The sequence below is a fragment of the Streptomyces mutabilis genome (genome assembly GCF_014649815.1).
GTDB lineage: Bacteria > Actinomycetota > Actinomycetes > Streptomycetales > Streptomycetaceae > Streptomyces > Streptomyces mutabilis.
In genome coordinates, this window is the sequence record NZ_BMTT01000004.1 from 334,708 (window position 1) to 357,319 (window position 22,612).

24 protein-coding genes are annotated in these 22,612 nt (G+C 72.8%); 18 read left to right on the forward strand and 6 right to left on the reverse strand.

Going from position 1 to position 22,612, the window contains the following annotated elements:
• Nucleotides 1-5 precede the first annotated feature (5 nt).
• A complete protein-coding gene (locus IE142_RS12315) occupies nt 6-857 on the forward strand; it encodes an ABC transporter permease (RefSeq protein ID WP_191885763.1) in 852 nt (283 codons plus the stop codon).
• Here the strand turns inward: IE142_RS12315 and IE142_RS12320 are convergent.
• Both IE142_RS12320 and IE142_RS12325 read right to left on the reverse strand, forming a co-directional pair.
• Complete coding sequence (locus tag IE142_RS12320) at nt 854-1,498, reverse strand: ThuA domain-containing protein (RefSeq protein WP_191885764.1); 645 nt, start codon at nt 1,496-1,498, stop codon at nt 854-856. The genes IE142_RS12315 and IE142_RS12320 overlap by 4 nt on opposite strands.
• Before the next feature lie 28 nt (nt 1,499-1,526).
• Nucleotides 1,527-2,192, reverse strand: a complete 666-nt coding sequence (locus IE142_RS12325) for a hypothetical protein (protein ID WP_191885765.1) — start codon at nt 2,190-2,192, stop codon at nt 1,527-1,529.
• Nucleotides 2,193-2,314: 122 nt separating this feature from the next.
• Here IE142_RS12325 and IE142_RS12330 point away from each other — a divergent pair, with 122 nt between their 5' ends.
• The gene (locus tag IE142_RS12330; protein WP_043378442.1) at nt 2,315-2,716 is read left to right on the forward strand and encodes a VOC family protein; all 402 of its coding nucleotides are present in this window, start codon (nt 2,315-2,317) and stop codon (nt 2,714-2,716) included.
• Here IE142_RS12330 and IE142_RS12335 read toward each other — a convergent pair.
• Both IE142_RS12335 and IE142_RS12340 read right to left on the reverse strand, forming a co-directional pair.
• Nucleotides 2,699-3,385, reverse strand: a complete 687-nt coding sequence (locus IE142_RS12335; RefSeq protein WP_191885766.1) for a helix-turn-helix transcriptional regulator — start codon at nt 3,383-3,385, stop codon at nt 2,699-2,701. The genes IE142_RS12330 and IE142_RS12335 overlap by 18 nt on opposite strands.
• A gap of 10 nt (nt 3,386-3,395) precedes the next feature.
• Nucleotides 3,396-4,331 carry an AraC family transcriptional regulator gene (locus IE142_RS12340; protein ID WP_191885767.1) on the reverse strand — a complete coding sequence of 312 codons (936 nt, stop codon included), beginning with the start codon at nt 4,329-4,331 and terminating at the stop codon, nt 3,396-3,398.
• An 82-nt stretch (nt 4,332-4,413) separates the two neighbouring features.
• Between IE142_RS12340 and IE142_RS12345 the strand changes: the two genes are divergently transcribed.
• Nucleotides 4,414-5,265 carry a Rossmann-fold NAD(P)-binding domain-containing protein gene (locus IE142_RS12345; RefSeq protein ID WP_229830395.1) on the forward strand — a complete coding sequence of 284 codons (852 nt, stop codon included), beginning with the start codon at nt 4,414-4,416 and terminating at the stop codon, nt 5,263-5,265.
• Nucleotides 5,266-5,290: 25 nt separating this feature from the next.
• Here the strand turns inward: IE142_RS12345 and IE142_RS12350 are convergent, their stop codons facing one another.
• Complete coding sequence (locus tag IE142_RS12350; protein ID WP_191885768.1) at nt 5,291-6,424, reverse strand: YihY/virulence factor BrkB family protein; 1,134 nt, start codon at nt 6,422-6,424, stop codon at nt 5,291-5,293.
• Nucleotides 6,425-6,523: 99 nt separating this feature from the next.
• On the opposite strand from IE142_RS12350, the gene IE142_RS12355 reads away from it, so the two are divergent.
• From IE142_RS12355 to IE142_RS12425, 15 genes are all read left to right on the forward strand, one after another.
• On the forward strand, nt 6,524-8,167 hold the full coding sequence (locus IE142_RS12355) for an acyl-CoA dehydrogenase family protein (protein WP_191885769.1): 1,644 nt from the start codon (nt 6,524-6,526) through the stop codon (nt 8,165-8,167).
• 241 nt (nt 8,168-8,408) lie between these two features.
• On the forward strand, nt 8,409-9,698 hold the full coding sequence (locus IE142_RS12360; RefSeq protein ID WP_191885770.1) for a GAF domain-containing protein: 1,290 nt from the start codon (nt 8,409-8,411) through the stop codon (nt 9,696-9,698).
• Nucleotides 9,699-10,062: 364 nt separating this feature from the next.
• Nucleotides 10,063-11,370: a hypothetical protein gene (locus tag IE142_RS12365; protein WP_191885771.1), complete on the forward strand. Its 1,308-nt coding sequence runs from the start codon at nt 10,063-10,065 to the stop codon at nt 11,368-11,370.
• Between the two features lie 64 nt (nt 11,371-11,434).
• Nucleotides 11,435-12,007, forward strand: coding sequence for a GNAT family N-acetyltransferase (locus IE142_RS12370; RefSeq protein ID WP_191885772.1), 573 nt, complete (start codon nt 11,435-11,437; stop codon nt 12,005-12,007).
• Nucleotides 12,008-12,137: 130 nt separating this feature from the next.
• Nucleotides 12,138-12,221, forward strand: a complete 84-nt coding sequence (locus IE142_RS37640; protein ID WP_351391960.1) for a putative leader peptide — start codon at nt 12,138-12,140, stop codon at nt 12,219-12,221.
• Nucleotides 12,222-12,402: 181 nt separating this feature from the next.
• Nucleotides 12,403-14,100, forward strand: coding sequence for a sulfite reductase SirA (gene sirA, locus IE142_RS12375; RefSeq protein WP_191885773.1), 1,698 nt, complete (start codon nt 12,403-12,405; stop codon nt 14,098-14,100).
• Nucleotides 14,097-14,276, forward strand: a complete 180-nt coding sequence (locus IE142_RS12380; RefSeq protein ID WP_043378468.1) for a hypothetical protein — start codon at nt 14,097-14,099, stop codon at nt 14,274-14,276. The genes sirA and IE142_RS12380 overlap by 4 nt, the downstream gene beginning before the upstream one ends.
• Entirely contained in the window at nt 14,273-14,983 is a 711-nt protein-coding gene (locus IE142_RS12385) for a phosphoadenylyl-sulfate reductase (protein ID WP_191885774.1), read from the forward strand. Before IE142_RS12380 ends, IE142_RS12385 begins: the two co-directional genes overlap by 4 nt.
• Before the next feature lie 43 nt (nt 14,984-15,026).
• Nucleotides 15,027-15,563 carry an adenylyl-sulfate kinase gene (cysC, locus tag IE142_RS12390; protein WP_191885775.1) on the forward strand — a complete coding sequence of 179 codons (537 nt, stop codon included), beginning with the start codon at nt 15,027-15,029 and terminating at the stop codon, nt 15,561-15,563.
• Nucleotides 15,560-16,498 (forward strand): sulfate adenylyltransferase subunit CysD, encoded by a 939-nt coding sequence (cysD, locus tag IE142_RS12395; protein WP_191885776.1) that lies wholly within the window; start codon nt 15,560-15,562, stop codon nt 16,496-16,498. Before cysC ends, cysD begins: the two co-directional genes overlap by 4 nt.
• Nucleotides 16,499-16,500: 2 nt before the next feature.
• On the forward strand, nt 16,501-17,856 hold the full coding sequence (locus tag IE142_RS12400) for a sulfate adenylyltransferase subunit 1 (RefSeq protein ID WP_191885777.1): 1,356 nt from the start codon (nt 16,501-16,503) through the stop codon (nt 17,854-17,856).
• Between the two features lie 223 nt (nt 17,857-18,079).
• Nucleotides 18,080-19,183, forward strand: coding sequence for an aliphatic sulfonate ABC transporter substrate-binding protein (locus IE142_RS12410; protein ID WP_191885778.1), 1,104 nt, complete (start codon nt 18,080-18,082; stop codon nt 19,181-19,183).
• Nucleotides 19,184-19,218: 35 nt separating this feature from the next.
• On the forward strand, nt 19,219-20,013 hold the full coding sequence (locus IE142_RS12415; RefSeq protein WP_191885779.1) for an ABC transporter ATP-binding protein: 795 nt from the start codon (nt 19,219-19,221) through the stop codon (nt 20,011-20,013).
• Nucleotides 20,000-20,896 carry an ABC transporter permease gene (locus IE142_RS12420; protein WP_043378492.1) on the forward strand — a complete coding sequence of 299 codons (897 nt, stop codon included), beginning with the start codon at nt 20,000-20,002 and terminating at the stop codon, nt 20,894-20,896. Before IE142_RS12415 ends, IE142_RS12420 begins: the two co-directional genes overlap by 14 nt.
• A 7-nt stretch (nt 20,897-20,903) precedes the next feature.
• The gene (locus IE142_RS12425; RefSeq protein ID WP_191885780.1) at nt 20,904-21,641 is read left to right on the forward strand and encodes a sirohydrochlorin chelatase; all 738 of its coding nucleotides are present in this window, start codon (nt 20,904-20,906) and stop codon (nt 21,639-21,641) included.
• A 17-nt stretch (nt 21,642-21,658) separates the two neighbouring features.
• Here the strand turns inward: IE142_RS12425 and IE142_RS12430 are convergent, their stop codons facing one another.
• A complete protein-coding gene (locus tag IE142_RS12430; protein ID WP_191885781.1) occupies nt 21,659-22,207 on the reverse strand; it encodes a DUF1697 domain-containing protein in 549 nt (182 codons plus the stop codon).
• Nucleotides 22,208-22,612: the final 405 nt, after the last annotated feature.

Here is a 22,612-nt window from a genome sequence, read left to right on the forward strand (position 1 = left end):
CACACATGAGGCGTTACCGGCGTGCCGGTCTCCAGCGCGGCGGCATCGAGCTGCGTCAGCTGCTGCGCAATCCGAAGGAGCTGTCCGGCCATCTGACCAACGTGGCCGTCGCGCTGGCCCTCGCCGCCTACATCGGCGACGACGTGCCCGGCACCCAGACCCCGATGGCCCACCTGGTGCTGGCGGGCTTCGCCGCGTACCTGCTGTTCCAGATAGGGCTGGTCAACCTCCCGCAGATGCTGGTGACCGAGCGCGAGGAGGGCGCCCTGCTGCGGCTGCGCGCCACGCCCGGCGGGATACCGGCCTACCTGATCGCCAAGTGTGTGCTGGTGGTCGGCACGGCGGTCGGCACACTGGCGCTGCTCCTGCTGTCGGCGGCCGTGCTGGTGGACGGGCCGCTGCCGCACGGGCCGGGCGGCTGGCTGACGCTGCTGTGGGTCACCACACTGGGTCTGCTCGCCGTCGTTCCGCTGGGCGCGGCCATCGGCGCCGTGCTGCCCAACCCGCGCGAGGCGCTGGCGCTGATCATGCTGCCGACGATGGGGCTGCTGGTCACGTCGGGGGCGGTGTTCCCGATCACCTCGCTGCCCGTGCCGGTCCAGCAGGTGGCCTCCGTGTTTCCGCTCAAATGGATGGCGCAGGGCCTGCGTTCGGCACTCTTCCCGGACTCGGCACGGGCCGCCGAGGCGGCCGGCTCCTGGGAACTGCCCATGGTCGCCCTGGTCCTGACCGCCTGGGCAGTCCTCGGGTCCCTCCTCGCGGTCCCCCTCCTGCGCCGCGCCGCGCGCCGGGAGTCGGGCTCCCGCCTGAGCGCACGTCACCGGAAGGCGGCACAGAGCGGGGCGATGCCCGGCTAGTCCGTGCGTGCCGCCCACTGGACGCCGCCCCGCAGATGGGCCTGGAAGTCCGGGTCCGCGTACGCCTCGGCGGCGTGGCCGAGGGCCGTGTAGAAGACGCGGCCCGCGCCCTGGGCGCGGCACCAGACGAGTGGATGGTCCTCGCCCATGCCGCCGCCCTCGTAGGACGACTCGTCGGCGCGGGCGAGGACGCGGACCGAGCCCCGGGGGCTGGTGCGGAAGTCGTACCACTCGTCCGTGAAGTCCCAGACCGGCGGCAGGTCCCGGGTCGCCGGGTGGTCGCGGTCCTCGACGACCACCCGGCCCGGCTGGTAGGCGGGGTGTCGGTCGAAGCGGGCGCCGAGGAGTTCGCCGTAGAACGGCCAGTCGTACTCGGTGCAGGCCGCCGCGTGCACGCCGACGAAGCCGCCGCCGCCCTCGACGTGGGCGGCGAGCCGTTCGCGGCCGGCCGGGGTGAGCACCTCGCCGCTGGTGGAGAGGAAGACGACGGCGGCGTAGGAGGTGAGGGGGCGTTCGAGGGCGGTCGGGTCCTCGGTGGCGTCCACCGTGAAGTCTCCGAGGGCGCGCAGGGCAGCGATTCCGGCCGGGATGGAGTCGTGGCGGTAGTCGGTGGTGCGGGTGTAGACGAGGAGTCGGGGCACGGTCGAAGTCCTCCGGTGCGGCCGGCGCTCAGCCGCCGATGTCCACGCTGTTGTCGGGTGCGCCGTCGCCGAACTCCGGCAGGTCACCGCGTTCCACCGGGGTGGTGTCGGGGCGCGGTGAGGGGAGGGTGGCGGCAGCCTCGGCGGCGTCGGGGCGGTGGACGCCCCCGGCGGCGTCCCGCAGTACGGTGCGCGACACCGCGTCCGTCTCGGCGGACAGCCGTACCGCGTACCCGTTCTTCGGCAGGACGTACTCGTGCCGCCCGCCCCCGGTGCGGTACAGCATCCCGGCGTCGAACTCGCACGTTGTCCGTTCGTCGCTCGTGTCACCCACCGGTCGGCTGCGGCAGGTGTCCTCGGTGATCGCGCCCCGCTCGACGGAGAGCCGGATCATGGCACCCGAGGCGGCCACGTAGGTGGCGGAGAAGCCGTCGTCACCGAGCACGCCGACGGACTGCGGGGCCAAGGGGAACTCGGGGACCCTCATGACGTGGACCAGTTCGGGGTCCGCGCCCATCGCCTTCGCCCTGTTCTCGAGTTCGTCGGGGGTCAGGAAGACCTCCTCGGCCGCCTCGGAGGCGGCGGCGGCCGAAGCAGCGGCGGCGACCGGGTCTTCGGCCGGTTCCCCGGTACCGCACGCGGTGAGCAGCAGAGGGGTCAGCAACAGCGGCAGGACGCGCGCGCGACGATTCATGGGCCCATCCTGCCGCACAGGTGTTCCGGGGCGGGGCGGTTTCGCGTGCGGTCCCGCCACGGCGGCTCACCGTGTCCGATTCCTTCAAGACGGGCCTCGGCCGCCCTGCCTACGGTGACCGCATGACCGCACGATTCAACGCCATCGGCCTCGTCGTCTCCGACATGGCCGCGTCCGTGACCTTCTACCGCCGGCTCGGTTTCGCCTTCCCCGAGGGCGCCGAGCACGGGCCGCACGCCGAGGCCGAGTTGCCGGGTGGGATCCGGCTGCTGCTCGACACCGAGGAGTCCGTCCGTTCCTTCACGCCCGGGTGGGAGCCGCCGGCCGGCGGCGGGCGGCACTCGCTCGCCCTGCTCTGTGACACGCCCGCGGAGGTCGACGCCTGCTACGAGGAGCTGACCGGCGCCGGCTGCCACGGCGAACGCAAGCCCTGGGACGCGCCCTGGGGACAGCGGTACGCCGTCGTCAACGACCCGGACGGGCACGGGGTCGATCTGTTCGCGCCGCTAGGGCCCGGCGAGTAGTTCACCCGGCGGCAGGCCCGTCAACTCCCGCACGTCCCGCGCCAGGTGCGCCTGGTCGGCGTACCCCGACCGGTCGGCCGTCTCGGCGAGGGGCGTGCCGGCGCGGGCCAGGGCGAGGGCGCGCTGGAGCCGCAGTACGCGGGCCAGCGTCTTGGGGCCGTACCCGAAGGCGGCCAGTGAACGGCGGTGCAACTGGCGGGCGCTCACGCCCAGATCGTCGACGGTGGCGGCGACCGGGCGGCCCGCGTCGAGGGCGGCCACGATCCGGCGCAGGAGCGGGTCGGGGGGCTCGGTGTCGGCCGCCCTGGACAGCGCGGCCTCCTCCAGGCCCGTCGCCGGGTCGGGGGCCGCGTTCACCCGCGCGGTCAGCTGCCGGACGCGGGCGGCCGGCCAGAGGTCGGCGAGGTCGGCGCGCCGGTCGCGCAGCTCGCGGGCGGGGACGCCGAGGAGGGCGGGCGCCGTGCCGGGGTGGAAGCGGACGCCGGCCCAGTGCCCCGAGGTGCCCGCGGTGACGTGGGCGCGGGTGTCGGGGCCCGCGACCAGCAGCCGGCCGTCGTGCCAGAGCAGGTCCATGCAACCGTCGGGCAGGACCCGCCCCGTGCCGGGCGCGTGCGGGGTGTTGGTCCACACCACCGCGCCGGTCAGCCGGGACGCCCGTTCCGCGTACACGCCTGCCAGGCTACGCCGCCCGTGTGCGGTACTCCTGCGGGCTGACGCCGTACGCCCGCTTGAAGGCCGTCGACAGGGCGAACGCGCTGCCGTAGCCGACCTGGCGGGCGATCGCGCCGAGCGTGTCGTCGGTGTCGCGGAGCCGGTCCGCGGCGAGGGCGAGACGCCAGCCGGTGAGGTACGCCATCGGGGGCTCGCCCACCAGTTCGGTGAAGCGCCGGGCGAGCGCGGCGCGGGAGACCCCCGACTTGGCGGCCAGGGACGCCACCGTCCAGGGGTGCGCGGGATCGGCCTGGAGCAGCCGCAGCGCCCGGCCGACGACCGGGTCGCCCAGGGCCCGGTACCAGGCGGGCGGCTCGGCCCGCGGACCGGCGAACCAGGACCGCAGCGCGGCGATGACCAGCAGGTCGAGGAGCCGGTCGAGGACGACCCCCTGGCCCGGCTCGTCGCGGGTGACCTCGGTCATCAGCAGGGGCGTGAGCGGGCAGTCCCACTGGTCGGCGGTGAGGGACAGCAGCGGGGGCAGGGCGTCGAGGAGCCTTCCGCCGATCTCGCCGCGCACCAGGTAGGTGCCGATCAGCAGGACCGCCGCGCCGTCGGGGCGGTCGCCCCAGGTGCGTACACCGAGGTCCATCGAGCCGTTGAGGGGACGCCCGTCGGGGTAGCTGCACCCGCCGCCCGGCAGGATCACCGCCTGGGGCGGGGTGGCGGGGTCGTCGGCGCAGGTGTACGGCTCGGGGCCGCGCGCGATGGCGAGGTCGCCGGCGCGCAGCCGCAGCCGCTCCCCCGTCTCCGGCACGACCCACGCGTCACCCCGGACCGCCAGCATCACCGTGAGCGGCGCCCGGTCCTCGACGCGGACGGCCCACGGCGGGTCGAAACAGGCGCGGATCATGAACGCGCCACGGGCCCTGGGGCCCTCCAGCAGGCCGGCGAGTGCGTCCATGGCGTCACAGCGTAGACGCACTCGTATGCCGGCGAGCCGTTCGGCGATGGGAACGCACGGCGATCGGCGGTTGGCTGGGGGCATGGCGGAGACGAACACGCACAAGGACATGACGGTGGTGGTCACGGGTGCTTCCGGTCGTACCGGGCGGCGGGTGGCCGAGGCGGCACGGACGGCGGGGATGAACGTGCGGGCGGCGTCCCGGGCGACCGGATTCGACTGGCGGAACCGGTCGACCTGGGCGGACGTCCTGCGCGGCGCCGACGCGGCCTACCTGGCCTACCCCACCGACGTCGGCGACCCCTCGGCCGTGGACGCGGTCGGGGCGCTGGCCCGGGAGGCGGCCGGGCTCGGCGTACGGCGGCTGGTGCTGCTGTCGGCACGGGGCGAGGAGCAGGCGCGGCCCACCGAGGACGCGCTCGCGGGTGCGGCCACGGACTGGACGGTCGTGCGGGCCGCGTGGTTCGCGCAGAACTTCAGCGAGGGCCCGCTGGCGGCGGAGCTGCGGCAGCACGGGGAGCTGGTGTTCGCGGCCGGGGAGGCGGGCGAGCCGTTCGTCGACCTGCGGGACCTCGCGGACGTGGTGGTGGCGGTGCTGGCCTCGGGCGACCGGTACGCCGGGCGGGCTCTGGAAGTGTCCGGGCCGCGGCTGCTGACCTTCGGGGAGGCGGTCGCCGAGATCGCGAAGGAGACGGGGCGCGCGCTGACGTACCGGTACGTGCCGCCGCGGGAGTACGGGGCGAACCTGGCCGGGTCCGGGGTGCCGGAGGAGGAGGCCGCGTTCCTCGTGGAACTGTTCGCCACCCTGCTCGACGGCCGCAACGCCCGCCTGTCGGACGGCGTCCAGGAGGTGCTGGGCCGTGAGCCGAGGGACTTCGGGGAGTTCGTGCGGGAAGGTGCGGCGGCCGGGGCCTGGGACGCGGAGGCATCCTGACCGGGCGGGGCACTGCCCCGCCCGGTCAGGATGCCTCCGGCTTGTCGTGGTTCCCGGGCGGCGTGTTCTTCACGTGGGTGCGCAGGCGGGACGTGACGTCCTCCGGGGGCAGGAAGCGGGACCAGCGTTCCGGGAACTCGGAGGGCATGTCGGGGCCCGCCCCGCCGTTCGCGGCGGTGCGGGCCACGTACTCGGCGACCTGGGCCTGGCGCAGCCGCTCGTTGGCCTCGCGGGCGGCGGCGGTGGCTGCGGCCGGCCAGACCCGGTCGATGGCCGCGTTGACCGCCGCCCCGACGAGCACCGCGAACGCGGACACTCCGATCCACAGCAGCACGGCGACGGGCGCGGCCAGTGAGCCGTAGATCGTGGGGCCCTCGACGGTGTTGGTGAGGTAGATGCGCAGCAGGAAGCTGCCGAGCACCCACATGGCGAGGGCGACCAGCGCGCCGGGCACGTCCTCGATCCACGGGGAGCGCACCGGCACCGAGACGTGGTAGAGCGTGGTCAGGAAGGCGATCGACAGGATGATGACGACCGGCCAGTACAGGACCTGCACGACCGTCGTCGACCACGGCACGATCCGCACCACGGCGTCCGGGCCGGCCACCATCAGCGGCAGCGCGACCGACCCGATCAGCAGGGCGACGAGGAAGAGCAGGAACGCCAGCAGACGCGTCTTGACGATCCCCCGGACGCCGTCGAGGCCGTACATCACGGTGATCGTGTCGATGAAGACGTTCACCGCGCGGGAGCCCGACCACAGGGCGAACAGGAAGCCGATGGAGATGACGTCGGGCCGCCCGCCCTTCATCACGTCGTCCAGGATCGGCTCGGTGATCTGCTCGACGCCCTTCTCGGAGAGCACCGCGCGGGAGGCGTCCAGGATGTTGGTGCGCAGGCTCTCGGTGGTGTCGGCGCCGATCCACAGGTCGACGTAGCCGAGCAGTCCGAGGAGGCTCAGCAGCAGGGGCGGCACCGACAGGAGCGTGAAGAACGCCGCCTCCGCCGCGAGGCCGAGGATGCGGTACTCCATGCCCGAGTTGACGGTGTCCTTGAGGAGCAGCCAGGCGGTCCTGCGTTTGGAGACGTTCCGGTACAGGACCCGGGCGCGATGGAGCCGGCCGGAGGGCCGTTCGGGGGATTCACTTGCTGGCTGCACGCCCTAAAGGTATCCGCCGCGGAGGGTCGCACTCATCCGCGGACGCCCGTCGGCCGGTGCCGGCTCCCCGCAGGTCCGCGGCACGGTAGGTTCACGGTCATGGCAGGCAGCACCCACACCGTGACGAATCAGGCACCGCCGCTGGTCGGCCACGACGTCTTCACCGCCGACCGGGCTCTCACGGCCGCGGTCGAGCGGCACCTGGCACCGGAACTGCGGGAGGAGGCGGTGGCGGAGCTGTCGGGCCTGGGCCGCAGCTGCGGGTCGGTCCAGACACAGGAGTGGGGCGCGCAGGCGAACGAGAACCCGCCGGCCCTGCGGACGCACGACCGCTACGGCCACCGCGTCGACGAGGTGGACTTCCACCCGGCCTGGCACCGGCTGCTCGGCAAGGGCGTCTCGGCGGGCCTGACGGCGGCCTGGACGCGGCCGGGCGGGCACGTGCTGCGCGCCGCCGGCTTCGTCATGTGGACGCAGGTCGAGGCGGGCAACGGCTGCCCGCTGTCGATGACCCACGCGGCGGTGCCGGCCCTGCGCGCCGACCCGGAGCTGGCCGCCGAGTGGGAGCCGCGCCTGACCTCGCGGGTCTACGACCGGGAGCTGCGGCCGGCCCACCAGAAGGCCGGGGCGCTGTTCGGGATGGGCATGACGGAGAAGCAGGGCGGCAGCGACGTCCGGGCCAACACGACGGCCGCCCGGCCGCTGGCCGAGGACGGCACGTACGAGCTGACCGGGCACAAGTGGTTCTGCTCGGCGCCGATGTCGGACGGTTTCCTGGTGCTGGCGCAGGCTCCGGACGGGCTGACCTGCTTCCTGGTGCCGCGCGTGCTGGCCGACGGCACCCGCAACGTGTTCCTGATCCAGCGGCTCAAGGACAAGCTGGGCAACCGGTCCAACGCCTCCGCCGAGGTGGAGTTCGCCGGGACCTGGGCACGCCGGGTCGGCGAGGAGGGGCGCGGGGTGCGCACCGTCATCGGCATGGTGGCGGCGACCCGGCTGGACTGCGTGCTGGGGTCGGCGGGTCTGATGCGGCAGGCCGTGGCGCAGGCCGTGCACCACTGCGCGTACCGGGAGGCGTTCGGCGGGAAGCTGGTCGACCGGCCGCTCATGCGCAACGTCCTCGCGGACCTCGCGATCGAGTCGGAGGCGGCCACCACGCTCGGGCTGCGGCTGGCGGCGGCGTACGACGCGGCGGAGGGCGGCGACGAGCGGGAGCGGGCGCTGCTGCGGCTGGCGGTGCCGGCGGCGAAGTACTGGGTGACCAAGAGGTGCGCCCCGGTGGCGGTGGAGGCCGCCGAGTGCCTGGGCGGGAACGGGTACGTCGAGGAGTCCGGGATGCCCCGGCTGGTGCGGGAGTCGCCGCTGAACTCGATCTGGGAGGGCGCCGGCAACGTGCAGGCACTGGACGTGCTGCGGGCGCTCGGGCGGGAACCGGCGGCGCTGGACGCGTACCTGACGGAGGTGGGCGCGGCCCGTGGCGCCGATCACCGCCTGGACGCGGCGATCCGGGGCCTGCTGACGGAGCTGGCCGATCTGGGGGCCGCCGAGGGGCGGGCACGGCGGCTGGCGGAGCGGCTGGCGCTGGTGCTCCAGGGGGCGCTGCTGGTGCGTTACGCGCCGCCGGAGGTGGCCGACGCGTTCTGTGCCGCGCGGCTGGGCGGCGACGGGGGCGCGGCCTTCGGCACGCTGCCGCCGACGCTGGATCTGGCGTCGGTGGTGGAGCGGGCCCGGCCGGTGGCCTGATTTCTCGGAGGTGAGCGGGGGTGGTGCTGCGCCGACACGGCACCACCCCCGCCGCACAGGCCCGTTCAGGCCGAGTACGCCGCTCGGGGCGACGTGTTCCAAGTTTGGGCGCCGGTACGGCGGTCCACCAGGGTTGCAGGGGGTTGCAACTTGCGTCCGGCTGTGTGCGGACTGTGCCCTTCAGCCCTGGGCAAGCGGTCATTATGAGACGAACATCCGACTCCGGGGAGGACGGGGACCAGTGGCGCTCTCGCCGATGGACGTGACGCAGTTCGCCGCCGTCGACACGGCACGCGCGGCGCGCGTGCTCAGCGAGGTCCGCTCCGCGAGACTCTCCGGCGGGCGGGCCCCGGTGGCGCCGCGTCCCGTGATCGAGCAGTCCTGGGACCGGATGCTGCGCAGCGGTGTCGACCCGGAGCACGACTTCCGTTCCGGGCTGCTGTCGCCGGAGGAGGTCCTGCGGCGCCGGGAGGCCTCGCCGCTCAGGCACGTGCTGCCGGTGTTGCGTGAGGGGCTGCTGTCGGTCGCGGACCTCGCGCACCACATCATGGTCGTCGCCGACGACGAGGGGCGGGTGCTGTGGCGGGAGGGCAGCGCGCGGGTGCTGCGCCGGGCCGACGGGCTCGGCTTCGAACTCGGGGCGGACTGGCGCGAGGAGGTCGTGGGCACCAACGGCGTGGGCACGCCGGCGGTCACCCGGCGGCCCGTCCAGGTCTTCGCCTCCGAGCACTTCGTACGGTCCCAGGCGACCTGGACCTGCGCCGGCGCGCCCATCACCGACCCGCGCAACGGCCGGCTGCTCGGCGTGGTCGACGTGAGCGGACCGCTGGAGACGATGCACCCGGCGACGCTGGCCTGGGTCGATTCGGTGGCCAAGCTCGCCGAGGCCCGGCTGCGGGAGTCGCACGTACGGTCGCTGGAGCGGCTGCGCGCGGTGGCCGCGCCGGTGCTGGCCCGGCTGGACGGGCGGGCCCTGGTTGCCGACCGGGACGGCTGGACGGCGGCGGTGACGGGGATGCCGCACCTGGAGCGGGTGGTGCTGCCCAGGTCCCCGGCCGCCGGGCCGAGGTGGCTGCCGGGGTTAGGGGCGTGCACGGTGGAGCCGCTGGGTGAGGGCTGGCTGGTGCGGGCGGCCGGGGAGCCGGCGGGGCCGGAGGGCGCCCGGATCGTGCTGGACCTCGGGCAGCCGCGCCGCTGGTCGGTACGGGTGCTGGGCGGTGCGGAGGACTGGGTGCGGGAACTGAGCCCCCGGCACGCCGAGTTGCTGTACCTGCTGGCCGTCCACCGCGCCGGGCGCAGTGCCGCGGGGCTGGCCGAGGACATGTTCGGCGAACCGGCCCGCACGGTGACGGTGCGGGCGGAGATGTCGCGGGTCAGGAGGTACCTCGGGGCCTACCTGGAACACCGGCCGTATCGTTTCTGCGAAGACGTGGAGGTCGAGGTGGTCCTCCCGCCCGACCCCCGCGACCTGCTCCCCCACTCGACGGCCCCGGCGGTCGTGGAACGCCGGGGGGCGGTACCGGTGCCGTGACTGGACGGCACCGCGCCGAGGGCACCGGCGCCCCCACCGGACTCCCCGCCGGGCCGGCGCCGGTCGCCGGCCGGACCCGCCCGGTCCGTCCCCCGCCCGGACCGAGCCCGTCCACCCCTCCCCCTCCCCCTCCCACCGTCCCGCCCCGGGCCCAGCTCGGCCCGGCGGGCGGGTCCGGACGACCGCCGCCACGGCGGTCGCGGCGGCGAGCGCACGCACGAAAGCGGTACGTTCTCGCATATTTGCAGCGTCCTCGTCCGCCAGGCCGCCCGACTGTCGTAGCATCCTCTACGGACCGCCCCAGCTGCTCCTCGGTCAACGCGGCCACCTTCGAGCGCAGTTGGACGGTGCATCTGGAGGTTTCATGAAGCATCGCGGCAGACACCGCCGGCGCAGGCGGGGCAAGGCGCTGCGCGCGGCCCTGGCCGGCGCGGCCCTCGCGCTCACGGGCGCCGCCACGATGATCAGCGCCTCGCAGGCCACGGTGGCCGACGACCCGGGCGCCCTGAAACCCTTCACCTCCACCGCCGCGACCGAGGACCTGCGGCTGACGGAGCATCACGTACCGCGCCCCTGGCTCGACCGGCTCTCCGCCGCGATGGGCCAGCCGGTGGGCGTCGGCGCCGTCCTCGACTCCGCCGACCACACACTGCGCGACGCCGACGACTGCACGACCGGGGAGCGGGAGGCGCTGCCGGTCTCCCCCGCGGCCACCCGCGCCTACTGCTGGGAGGAGGGCGACACCGAGGGCTGGCGCCCCGGCGCGGTCACCACCTCCGGGGACGCCGACGAGGACGGCCGCTGGGGCACCCACCGCGTCATCCTCTCCGCCTGGACCCGCGACGACGGCACACCCGAGGGCGGTCTCGCCCGGGTGTCGTTCGTCGACGCCGACGACCCCGACCGCCTCACCTACACCTCGGCGCTGCTCGCCGTACCCGTCGACGGCGGCCACGACTACCGGGGGCTCTCCTCCCCCGTATCCGGCATGGTCTGGTACCAGGACAAGCTGCTGGTCACCGCCGGCACCGGCGGCCGCGACGCGCTGTTCGTGTACGACGTGGACCGGATCCAGCGAGCCACGACCGACGGTTCCACCGTCGGCCGGGTACCCGGCGGCTGGGCGGCGGGCGGCCACCCGTACGTGCTGCCCGCCATCGCCTCGTACCGGCTCCCCGACTCCTCCGGCGCCGCGCGTCCCGGGGCGATCTCGCTGGACCGCGGCACGGTCCCGGACAGCCTGGTGGCGAGCGAGCGGGTGCCCTCGGACGGCGACCGTCCCACCCGGCTGTGGCGCTACGCCCTCAGCACGGACCCGGCGCGCACCGGACTGCCGGACGCCGACCCCGCCGGGCACGTCGACGCGGTGGAGGCGTACGAGACCGGGGCGGCCGAGGTGGGCGGCGTGCTCTCCTACCGCCCGGCGGGCGCGGCGCGGGCCGACTGGTACCTGGGACGCGCGGCCGGCGGGGACGACGGGCGCGGCACCCTGTGGCGCCAGGACACGGAGGGCGCCCGGGCCGGGGAGTGCGGGGCGGACCGTTCGCAGCGCTGCTGGAGCGGACCCGCGGGCCCCCTGTCGTACTGGGCCGAGACCGGTGAGGTCTGGTCGCAGTCGGGCCGGATGCTGTTCGCGGTACCGATGAGGTCGATCGAGGACGCCCTGGACTGAGGCCGTCGCGGTGCGACCGGACGGGGATCGACAGATCCGCGGAGCTGGTGATTCCCTGACCGGCATGACCAACATCGCCGTGACCACCTGGTCCCTGGAGCAGACGGCGCCGACCGATCTGCTGCCGGCCGCCGCGCCCGAGGGGGACGTCCGGATCGTCCGCTCCGAGGTGCCCTCCCCCGAGTTCAGCCGCTTCCTGTACGCCTCGGTCGGCGGGGACATCCGCTGGACGGACCGGCTCGGCTGGAGCCACGCGCGGTGGCGGGAGCACCTGGAGCGGCCCGGTGTGGAGACCTGGGTCGCCTACGACCGCGGCACGCCCGCGGGGTACGTGGAGCTGACGCCCGGGGACGACGGGGTCGTGGAGATCGAGTACTTCGGCCTGCTCCCGGCCTTCCGGGGCCGGCGCATCGGCGGCCACCTGCTCTCTTACGGCACCGCCCGCGCCTGGGACCTGGCGGAGCGCTGGCCGGGGCTGGCCACGACCAAGAGGGTGTGGCTGCACACCTGCAGCAAGGACGGCGAGCACGCGATGGGCAACTACCAGCGGCGGGGCTTCCGCCTCTTCGACACCAAGGTCGAGGAGGAGCCGGAGGCGGCCACCCCGGGGCCCTGGCCCGGAGCGTTCCCCGCCTGACCGACCGCCCGACCGGGGCTCGCACCCCTGGGTGTGACCCACGACACCCTTGTCTCGCTGTACGAGACAAGGGTGTCTGCATTTTGGACATTGCTGGACTGTGTCCAGATCGCCGTGCCAGTCTTCCGTCATGCCTGGAACTGGAATTGCCTTGGTGAGTCGGCGGCACGTCGACCTCGGCCGCATGTCCAGCGCCATCTGTCCGGTCCGCTGAGAGCACCCTCCAGCACTACCGGATTTCCTGCCTTCGCCTCATTCCCGCGCAATGACGCGCACTATGCCCGTGCGCCCATACGCGCAGGTCAGAGTCGCCCACCCGTCACCCGACCACCGCCCCTCACGGTCGGCGCCACGCGCCGGCCCCATCCATCGCTGTCCCGAAGGACGTGTCACCCATGGCCGCCACGCCGCCGAATTCCGCTGCCGCGACCCCCCGCCGCAAGGTGAGCCGTCACCGCGGCGAAGGTCAGTGGGCGGCCGGTCACTTCACCCCGCTGAACGGCAACGAGCAGGTCAAGAAGGACGATGACGGTCTCAACGTGCGGACACGCATTGAGACGATCTACTCCAAGCGCGGTTTCGACTCCATCGACCCCAGTGACCTGCGTGGGCGCATGCGTTGGTGGGGGCTCTACACCCAGCGCAAGCAGGGCATCGACGGCGGAAAGACGGCCGTCCTGGAGCCTGAGGAGCTGGACGACAGCTACTTCATGCTCCGCGTCCGCGTCGACGGCGGCGCGCTGACCACCGCGCAGCTGCGCGTCATCGGCGAGATCTCGCAGGAGTTCGCGCGCGGCACGGCCGACATCACCGACCGGCAGAACGTCCAGTACCACTGGATCCGCATCGAGGACGTGCCCGAGATCTGGAACCGTCTGGAGGGCGTCGGCCTCTCCACGGTCACCGCCTGCGGCGACACGCCCCGCGTGATGATCGGCTCCCCGGTCGCGGGCATTGCCGAGGACGAGATCATCGACGGCACGCCGGCGCTGGAGGAGATGAAGCGCCGCGTCCTGAACAACCCGGCCTACTCGAACCTCCCGCGGAAGTTCAAGACCGCGATCTCCGGGTCGCCGGTGCTGGACGTGGTGCACGAGATCAACGACGTCGCCTTCGTCGGCGTCGAGCACCCCGAGCACGGGCCGGGCTTCGACCTGTGGGTCGGCGGCGGCCTGTCCACCAACCCGAAGCTGGGCGTGCGCCTCGGCGCCTGGGTGCCGATCGAGGACGTGCCGGACGTCTACGAGGGCGTCATCTCGATCTTCCGCGACTACGGCTACCGGCGGTTGCGCAACCGCGCCCGCCTGAAGTTCCTGGTCGCCGACTGGGGCGCGGAGAAGTTCCGCCAGGTGCTGGAGGACGAGTACCTGAAGCGGAAGCTGACCGACGGCCCGGCGCCCGCGGACCCGACCAGCCGCTGGCGCGACCACATCGGCGTGCACCGGCAGAAGGACGGCCGCTACTACGTCGGCTTCGCCCCGCGCGTCGGCCGCGTCGACGGGACCTTCCTGACGAAGATCGCCGACCTGGCGGAGTCCCACGGCTCGGGGCGGGTGCGTACGACGGTCGAACAGAAGATGATCATCCTCGACGTCGAGGAGGGGCAGGTCGACTCCCTGGTCGAGTCGCTTGAGGCGCTGGACCTCTCCGCCCGGCCCTCCACCTTCCGGCGCGGCACCATGGCCTGCACCGGCATCGAGTTCTGCAAGCTCGCCATCGTCGAGACCAAGGCGCGCGGCGCCTCGCTGATCGATGAGCTGGAGCGCCGGCTCCCCGAGTTCGACGAGCCCCTCACCATCAACCTCAACGGCTGCCCGAACGCCTGCGCCCGCATCCAGACCGCGGACATCGGTCTCAAGGGTCAGCTGGTCCTGAACGACCGGGGCGAGCAGGTCGAGGGCTACCAGGTGCACCTGGGCGGCGCCCTCGGTCTGGAGCCGGGCTTCGGCCGCAAGGTGCGCGGCCTGAAGGTCACGGCCGAGGAGCTGCCGGACTACGTGGAACGCGTCCTCAAGCGCTACCGGGCCGAACGCGAGGACGGCGAGCGCTTCGCCACCTGGGCGGCCCGCGCCTCCGAGGAGGCCCTGTCATGAGCGAGCGCGCCGCACCCTTCTACTGCCCCTACTGCGGCGACGAGGACCTGCGTCCGCACGAGGACGGTCACGGCGCCTGGGAATGCGGGGCGTGCAACCGCGCATTCCAGTTGAAGTTCCTCGGGCTGCTCGCCCGGGGTCTTCAGCCCAACCCCACTGGAGGGGAACCGATATGACGGCGGTTCAGGAAGAGCGAACGACCGAGGAACTCAAGGCGCTCGCCGAGCGGGCGGGCCGCGAGCTGGAGGACGCCTCCGCGCTGGACATCCTCCGATGGGCGGCGGGCACCTTCGGCAGCCGCTTCTGCGTGACCTCCTCCATGGAGGACGCGGTCGTCGCCCACCTCGCCTCCCGGGCCCTGCCCGGCGTGGACGTGGTGTTCCTCGACACCGGCTACCACTTCGAGGAGACCATCGGCACCCGGGACGCCGTGGAAGCCGTGATGGACGTGAACGTCATCACGCTCACCCCGCGGCAGACGGTCGCCGAGCAGGACGCCGAATACGGCCCCAAGCTGCACGACCGCGACCCCGACCTGTGCTGCGCGCTGCGCAAGGTGAAGCCGCTGGAGGAGGGCCTGAAGGGCTACCAGGCCTGGGCCACCGGGCTGCGCCGCGACGAGTCCGAGACCCGGGCGAACACGCCGGTCGTCGGCTGGGACGAGAAGCGGGGCAAGGTGAAGATCTCGCCCATCGCCAAGTGGTCACAGGAAGATGTGCAAACGTACGTCGCCGAGCACGGTGTCCTCACCAACCCGCTGCTGATGGACGGCTATGCCTCCGTGGGCTGCGCGCCCTGCACCCGTCGCGTGCTGGAGGGCGAGGACGCCCGAGCCGGACGCTGGGCGGGCCGCTCCAAGACCGAGTGCGGCCTGCACGGCTGACATGACGAACACCACCGGAACATCGAGAAACAGGGAGATCCACGTGACGACCGGAGCCACCGTCTGGCTCACGGGGCTGCCCAGCGCCGGCAAGACCACCATCGCCCACGAGCTGGCCGGGCGGCTGCGCGAGGAGGGCAGGCGCGTCGAGCTCCTCGACGGCGACGAGATCCGCGAGTTCCTCTCGCGCGGCCTCGGCTTCAACCGCGAGGACCGGCACACCAACGTGCAGCGCATCGGCTTCGTCGCCGAGCTGCTCGCCCGCAACGGCGTGACGGCGCTGGTCCCGGTGATCGCCCCGTACGCGGACAGCCGGGACGCGGTGCGCGAGCGCCACGAGGCGAACGGCACGGCGTACGTGGAGGTGCACGTGGCCACCCCGGTCGAGGTGTGCTCGGTGCGCGATGTGAAGGGCCTGTACGCCAAGCAGGCCGCGGGCGAGCTGACGGGGCTCACCGGGGTCGACGACCCGTACGAGGAGCCCGTCAAGCCCGACCTGCGCATCGAGTCGCAGGACCAGACCGTCCAGGAGTCCGCCGCGGCGGTCCACGCCCTGCTCACCGAAAGGGGACTGGCATGACGACGACCGCCGCAGCGGTGGAGGAGGGTACGGCGGGCCCGTACACCCTCTCCCACCTCGACGCACTCGAATCGGAAGCCGTGCACATCTTCCGCGAGGTGGCGGGCGAGTTCGAGCGGCCGGTGATCCTGTTCTCCGGCGGCAAGGACTCCATCGTCATGCTGCACCTGGCGCTGAAGGCGTTCGCCCCGGCGGCGGTGCCGTTCTCGCTGCTGCACGTGGACACCGGGCACAACTTCCCCGAGGTCCTGGACTACCGCGACCGGGCGGTTCAGCGGCACGGGCTGCGGCTGCACGTCGCCTCCGTGCAGGACTACATCGACCGGGGGGTGCTCAAGGAGCGCCCGGACGGCACCCGCAACCCGCTGCAGACGCTGCCGCTGACCGAGAAGATCCAGGCGCAGAAGTTCGACGCCGTCTTCGGCGGCGGGCGCCGCGACGAGGAGAAAGCCCGGGCGAAGGAGCGGGTGTTCTCCCTGCGCGACGAGTTCTCCCAGTGGGACCCGCGCCGCCAGCGCCCCGAGCTGTGGAACCTCTACAACGGCCGGCACGCCCCCGGTGAGCACGTGCGGGTCTTCCCGCTGTCGAACTGGACCGAGCTGGATGTGTGGCAGTACATCGCCCGCGAGGGCATCGAGCTGCCGGCGATCTACTACGCGCACGAGCGTGAGGTCTTCGCCCGCTCCGGGATGTGGCTGACCGCCGGTGAGTGGGGCGGCCCGAAGGAGGGCGAGACGGTGGAGAAGCGGCGGGTGCGCTACCGCACCGTCGGTGACATGTCGTGCACCGGCGCCGTCGACTCCGACGCCGACAGCATCGAGAAGGTGATCGCCGAGATCGCCGCGTCCCGGCTCACCGAACGGGGTGCCACGCGGGCCGACGACAAGATGTCCGAGGCCGCGATGGAAGACCGCAAGCGCGAGGGGTACTTCTAGCCATGACCAGCACCACCGAACCCGTAGAGCCTCTGTCGGTCGAGGAGCTGTCGGAGACCACCCTGCTGCGGTTCGCCACCGCCGGGTCCGTCGACGACGGCAAGTCCACCCTGGTGGGCCGCCTCCTGCACGACTCCAAGTCGGTCCTCGTCGACCAGCTGGAAGCCGTCGAGCGCGCCTCCGCGAGCCGCGGCCAGGAGGCCCCGGACCTGGCGCTGCTCACCGACGGTCTGCGTGCCGAGCGCGAGCAGGGCATCACGATCGACGTGGCCTACCGCTACTTCGCCACCCCGCGCCGCCGGTTCATCCTGGCCGACACCCCGGGGCACGTGCAGTACACCCGGAACATGGTCACCGGAGCCTCCACGGCCGAGCTGACGGTGATCCTGGTCGACGCCCGCAACGGGGTGGTCGAGCAGACCCGCCGGCACGCCGCGATCGCCGCGCTGCTGCGCGTCCCGCACGTCGTCCTGGCCGTCAACAAGATGGACCTGGTCGACTACCGGGAGCCGGTGTTCGCCGCGATCGCCGAGGAGTTCACGGCGTACGCGACCGAGCTGGGCGTCCCGGAGGTCACCGCGATCCCGATCTCCGCACTCGCCGGTGACAACGTGGTGGAGCCGTCGGCGGTCATGGACTGGTACGGCGGCCCGACGGTGCTGGAGCACCTGGAGACGGTGCCGGTCAGCCACGACCTGGCACACTGCCACGCCCGGCTGCCCGTGCAGTACGTGATCCGGCCGCAGACCACCGAGCACCGCGACTACCGCGGCTACGCGGGCCAGATCGCCGCGGGGACCTTCCGCGTCGGCGACGAGGTGACCGTCCTGCCCTCGGGCCGCACCTCGAAGGTGTCCGGCATCGACCTGCTGGGCGAGCCGGTCGACGCGGCCTGGACTCCGCAGTCGGTGACGCTGCTGCTCCAGGACGACATCGACGTCTCGCGCGGCGACCTGATCGTGCCCAGCAAGGACGCCCCGGCCACCACCCAGGACGTCGAGGCCACCGTCTGCCACGTCGCCGACGCCCCGCTCACCGTCGGCCACCGGGTCCTGCTCAAACACGGCACCCGCACCGTCAAGGCGATCGTCAAGGACATTCCGGCCAGGCTCACCCTGGACGACCTGTCCCTGCACCCGCACCCCGGGCAGCTGGTCGCCAACGACATCGGCCGGGTCAAGATCCGCACCGCCGAGCCGCTGCCCGCCGACTCCTACGCCGACTCCCGCCGCACCGGCTCCTTCATCCTGATCGACCCGAGCGACGGCACGACGCTGACCGCGGGCATGGCCGGCGAGTCCTTCGCCGCGCCCGAGCCGGTCAAGGACGAGGCCGACGACAACGGGTGGGACTTCTGAGCATGGGCTCCGCCGACTTCTACTCCACGTTCGCGAAGGAGGGCGGCCGCGTCGGCAGCGGCGCCCTCGGCAGCGGGCAGGGCGGCGTCGGGCGATGTGGACGGTGACGTACGCGCACCGCTCGCGCGCCCTCACCCCCCACCGCCGTAGACGAAAACCCGCCGATCTCCCGGCCACGACCTGACGGAACGTGACCGCCGGGCCAACGAGAGGAACACCTCCCGTGCCTGCCACCAAGCCCCTGCGCCGCACCCTGGCGGCCCTCGCCGCCCTGCCGCTGCTGGTCCTCGCCGGCTGCGGGTACGGCTCCCAGGCCAAGGACGACGGGGGCGTGGAGATCGCCGCCGGAGCCGAGAAGATCGACGGTCTCGACTCCGTCCGGATCGGCTACTTCGGGAACGTCACCCACGCCACCGCCCTGGTCGGCAAGCAGAAGGGCCTCTTCCAGAAGGAGCTGGGCGCCACCGAGGCCAAGTACGCGGTCTTCAACGCGGGTCCGTCCGAGATCGAGGCGCTGAACTCCGGCTCGATCGACATCGGCTGGATAGGACCGTCCCCGGCGATCAACGGGTACGCCAAATCGGACGGCAAGAACCTGCGGATCATCGGCGGTTCGGCCTCCGGCGGCGTGAAGCTGGTGGTGAACCCCGAGAAGATCAAGTCGCTGAAGGACGTCAAGGGCAAGCGCATCGCGACCCCGCAGCTCGGCAACACGCAGGACGTCGCCTTCCTCAACTGGGTGGCCGAGCAGGGCTGGAAGGTCGACGCGCAGAGCGGCAAGGGCGATGTCACGGTCGTCCGCAGCGACAACAAGGTCACCCCGGACGCCTACAAGGCCGGTTCCGTCGACGGCGCGTGGGTGCCCGAGCCGACGGCCTCCCGGCTGGTCGCCGAGGGCGGCAAGGTGCTGCTGGACGAGTCGACGCTGTGGCCGGACGACAAGTTCGTGATCACGAACATCATCGTGTCCCAGAAGTTCCTCAAGGAGCACCCGAAGGCCGTCGAGGCGGTGCTGAGGGCCTCGGTCGACACCAACGAGTGGATCCGGGCCAACCCCGACAAGGCCAAGGCCGCCGCGAACGAGCAGCTGGAGGAGGACACCGGCAAGGCCCTGCCCGCCGACGTCCTGGACCCGGCGTGGAAGTCGATCCGGCTGACCGACGACCCGCTGGCCGCCACCCTCGAAGCCCAGGCCGACCACGCCGTCGAGGCGGGCCTGCTGGAACAGCCCGACCTGAACGGCATCTACGACCTCACGCTGCTCAACAAGGTCCTGAAGGCCAAGGGCGAGCCCGCCGTCGACGACGCCGGACTCGGCGCCCAGTAAGCCCGGAACCCGACCATCCCCAGGAGGTGACGACCATGGCCACGACCACCACCCTCGCCAAGGCCGACGAGGGCACCGCGACGGTCACGCACGCCGCCCGGATCGAGCACGTCTCGAAGTCCTTCGCCGGCCCCGCCGGGCAGCAGCTCGTGCTGGACGACATCACCCTCGACGTCGCGCCCGGCGAGTTCGTCACCCTCCTCGGGGCCTCCGGCTGCGGCAAGTCCACACTGCTCAACCTGGTCGCCGGGCTCGACGAACCCAGCGCCGGCGCGATCACCACGGACGGACGGCCGGCCCTGATGTTCCAGGAGCACGCCCTCTTCCCCTGGCTCACCGCCGGCAAGAACATCGAACTCGCCCTGAAACTGCGCGGCGTACCCAAGTCCGAACGCCGCGACAGGGCGGAGGAGCTGCTCGAACTCGTCCGCCTCAAGGGCGCGCACGGCAAACGCGTGCACGAGCTGTCCGGCGGCATGCGCCAGCGGGTCGCGATGGCCCGGGCGCTGGCCCAGGAGAGCAATCTGCTGCTGATGGACGAACCGTTCGCGGCACTGGACGCCATCACCCGCGACGTCCTGCACGACGAACTGACCCGGATCTGGCGCGAGACGCGGCTGTCCGTCCTGTTCGTCACGCACAACGTCCGCGAGGCCGTCCGCCTCGCCGAGCGCGTCGTGCTCCTGTCCTCGCGTCCCGGACGGGTGGCGCGCGAGTGGACGGTCGGCATCCCGCACCCGCGCCGCATCGAGGACACCGAGGTCGCGGAACTGTCCGTCGAGATCACCGAAGAACTCCGGGGAGAGATCCGCCGCCATGGCCAGCACTGACACCACCCCGCCCGCCAAGGACGCGGGCGACCTCGCCGGGCTGGAGGCGGGCCTCGACGCCCTGGAGACCCAGCACAAGAGCCGCACACCCTTCCACCGGACGCTCACGCAGAAGGTCCTGCCGCCGGTCGTGGCCGTACTGCTGGTCCTGGCCGTGTGGCAGGCGCTGGTCTCCTTCGAGATCGTCGACGACCCGACCAAGCTGCCCGCCCCGTCCGACGTGTGGGACGTCGTCCACCAGGCGTGGCTCCAGGGCGAACTGCTCGGCTACATCTGGACCAGCGTCTCGCGCGGCCTGTCCGGCTTCCTGCTGGCCCTGCTCATCGGCACCCCGCTGGGACTGCTCGTCGCCCGCGTGAAGTTCGTCCGCGCGGCGATCGGCCCGATCCTCTCCGGCCTCCAGTCCCTGCCGTCGGTGGCCTGGGTGCCGCCCGCCGTGATCTGGCTCGGCCTGAACAACTCGATGATGTACGCCGTCATCCTGCTCGGCGCGGTGCCGTCCATCGCCAACGGTCTGGTGTCGGGCGTCGACCAGGTGTCGCCGATCTTCCTGCGCGCGGGCCGCACGCTCGGCGCGACGGGTCTGAAGGGCACCTGGCACATCGTGCTGCCCGCCGCGCTGCCCGGCTACGTCGCCGGCCTGAAGCAGGGCTGGGCGTTCTCCTGGCGCTCGCTGATGGCCGCCGAAATCATCGCGTCGTTCCCCGATCTCGGTGTGGGCCTCGGCCAGCTCCTGGAGAACGGCCGCAACGCCAGCGACATGGCCATGGTCTTCGAGGCCATCCTGCTCATCCTGATCGTCGGTATCGCCATCGACCTGCTGATCTTCAGTCCGCTGGAGCGGTGGGTGCTGCGCAGCCGCGGCCTGATGGTGAGGAGCTGAAGCCGTCATGTCCGCGCCGGTCCTCCTGGTCATCGCCCACGGCAGCCGCGACCCGCGGCACGCCGCCACCGTGCACGCCCTCGTACGCCGGGTCAGGTCGCTGCGCCCGGACGTACGGGTGGAGACGGGCTTCCTGGACTTCAACGTCCCGTCGGTGCAGGGCGTGCTGGAGTCCCTGGAGACGGAGGGCGTGCGGGACGTCGTGGCCCTCCCGCTCCTGCTGACCCGCGCCTTCCACGCGAAGGCCGACATCCCGGCGGTCCTGGCGGACGCACCACCGCGGCTGCGCATCCGTCAGGCGGAGGTACTCGGCCCCTCCCCGCTGCTGCTGTCGGCGCTGGAACGGCGCCTGTACGAGGCGGGCCTCACCCCCGCCGACAAGTCCTCGACCGGGGTCGTGCTGGCCTCGGCGGGGTCCTCCGACCCGGAGGCGATCGCAGTGATCGCTGAAATCGCGCGGGAGTGGCGGCACACCGGTTGGTGCGCCGTGCGGCCTGCGTTCGCCTCCGCATCCCTTCCCCGCACCGAGGACGCGGTCCGGGAGCTGCGCGAGCTGGGCTGCGCCCGTGTGGCCGTCGCCCCCTACGTCCTGGCCCCCGGCTTCCTGCCGGACCGCATCGCTCGGGGCGCGGTCGGGGCGGACGTACTGGCAGACGTCCTCGGCCCCTCGCCGGAGGTGGCGCGGGTGCTGCTGGAGCGGTACGAGGCGGCGCGGGTGCCGGTGCTGGCGGCAGTGGGGGCCTGAGGTTTCACCCGCCCCCTTCAGGCACCGGTCAGCTCGACCAGCTTGGTGACGGTGTTCCAGTTGCGGGTGGTGGCGATCAGGCCCTTGTTCACGCGGGGCCTGGCCAGGGCTTCGGCGAGCTTGGAGCGGCCGAGGCCGTCCGGCGCGTACAGGTACAGGGCCCGGTCGCCGAGGCGGAACTCCTCGGGCAGGAAGGCGGGCCGGTCGATCGACGCGAAGCGCTGCTCGTCGACCGGCGCGGAGAAGTACGTGACGTGGAGCTGCTTGGGCTCCAGCTCGGCGGACGGGAAAGGGCACGCCTCGGCGACCGTCCGGAGGTAGGCGTGGTCGCGGACGATGACGTGCACCGGGAAGCCGAAGCGCTTCTCGATCGCCTGCGCCAACTCGGCGGCCAGCGTCTCCTCGTCGCCGTGGCCGGACGCGAACACGGCCTGTCCGCTCTGGAGATGGGTGCGTACGGAGCCGTATCCGAGCTCCTCCAGGAGTGCGCGCAGGTCGGCCATCGGGAGCCTCTTCGCGCCGCCCACGTTGATCCCGCGCAGCAGCGCCGCGTACCTCGTCGTCATGCGCACACCATAGAACGGCCGTCGTGCCCCGTGGGGGGTGGGCACGACGGCCGGGTCCGCGCGCCAGGCGGACATGCGCGCCACTCTCGCCGATGCCGTGTGCGCGGTTCAACCACCACGCACACCTGTGACTTGTTCAACAACCCTGCGGATGGGCGCCGGTGGGCCGCCGAACCCTGCCCCGCGCCCCCGGGAAGAGCAGATAGAAGTAGGGGCCTGCATCCTTCAGCGGTGAGAACGGTGGTATGGGAGGGGCAAGTCCGTCATGGGGAATGGCGACTTACGGGTACGGGGCATCACCGCCCGAGCCTGCGGCTGGAGCGCCCGGCACCGATGGGCTGCCGTATCCGGGGCGTGCTGCTGCCGGCGTGATGGCGCTGCTGGGCGAGCGCAACCCGTACCTGC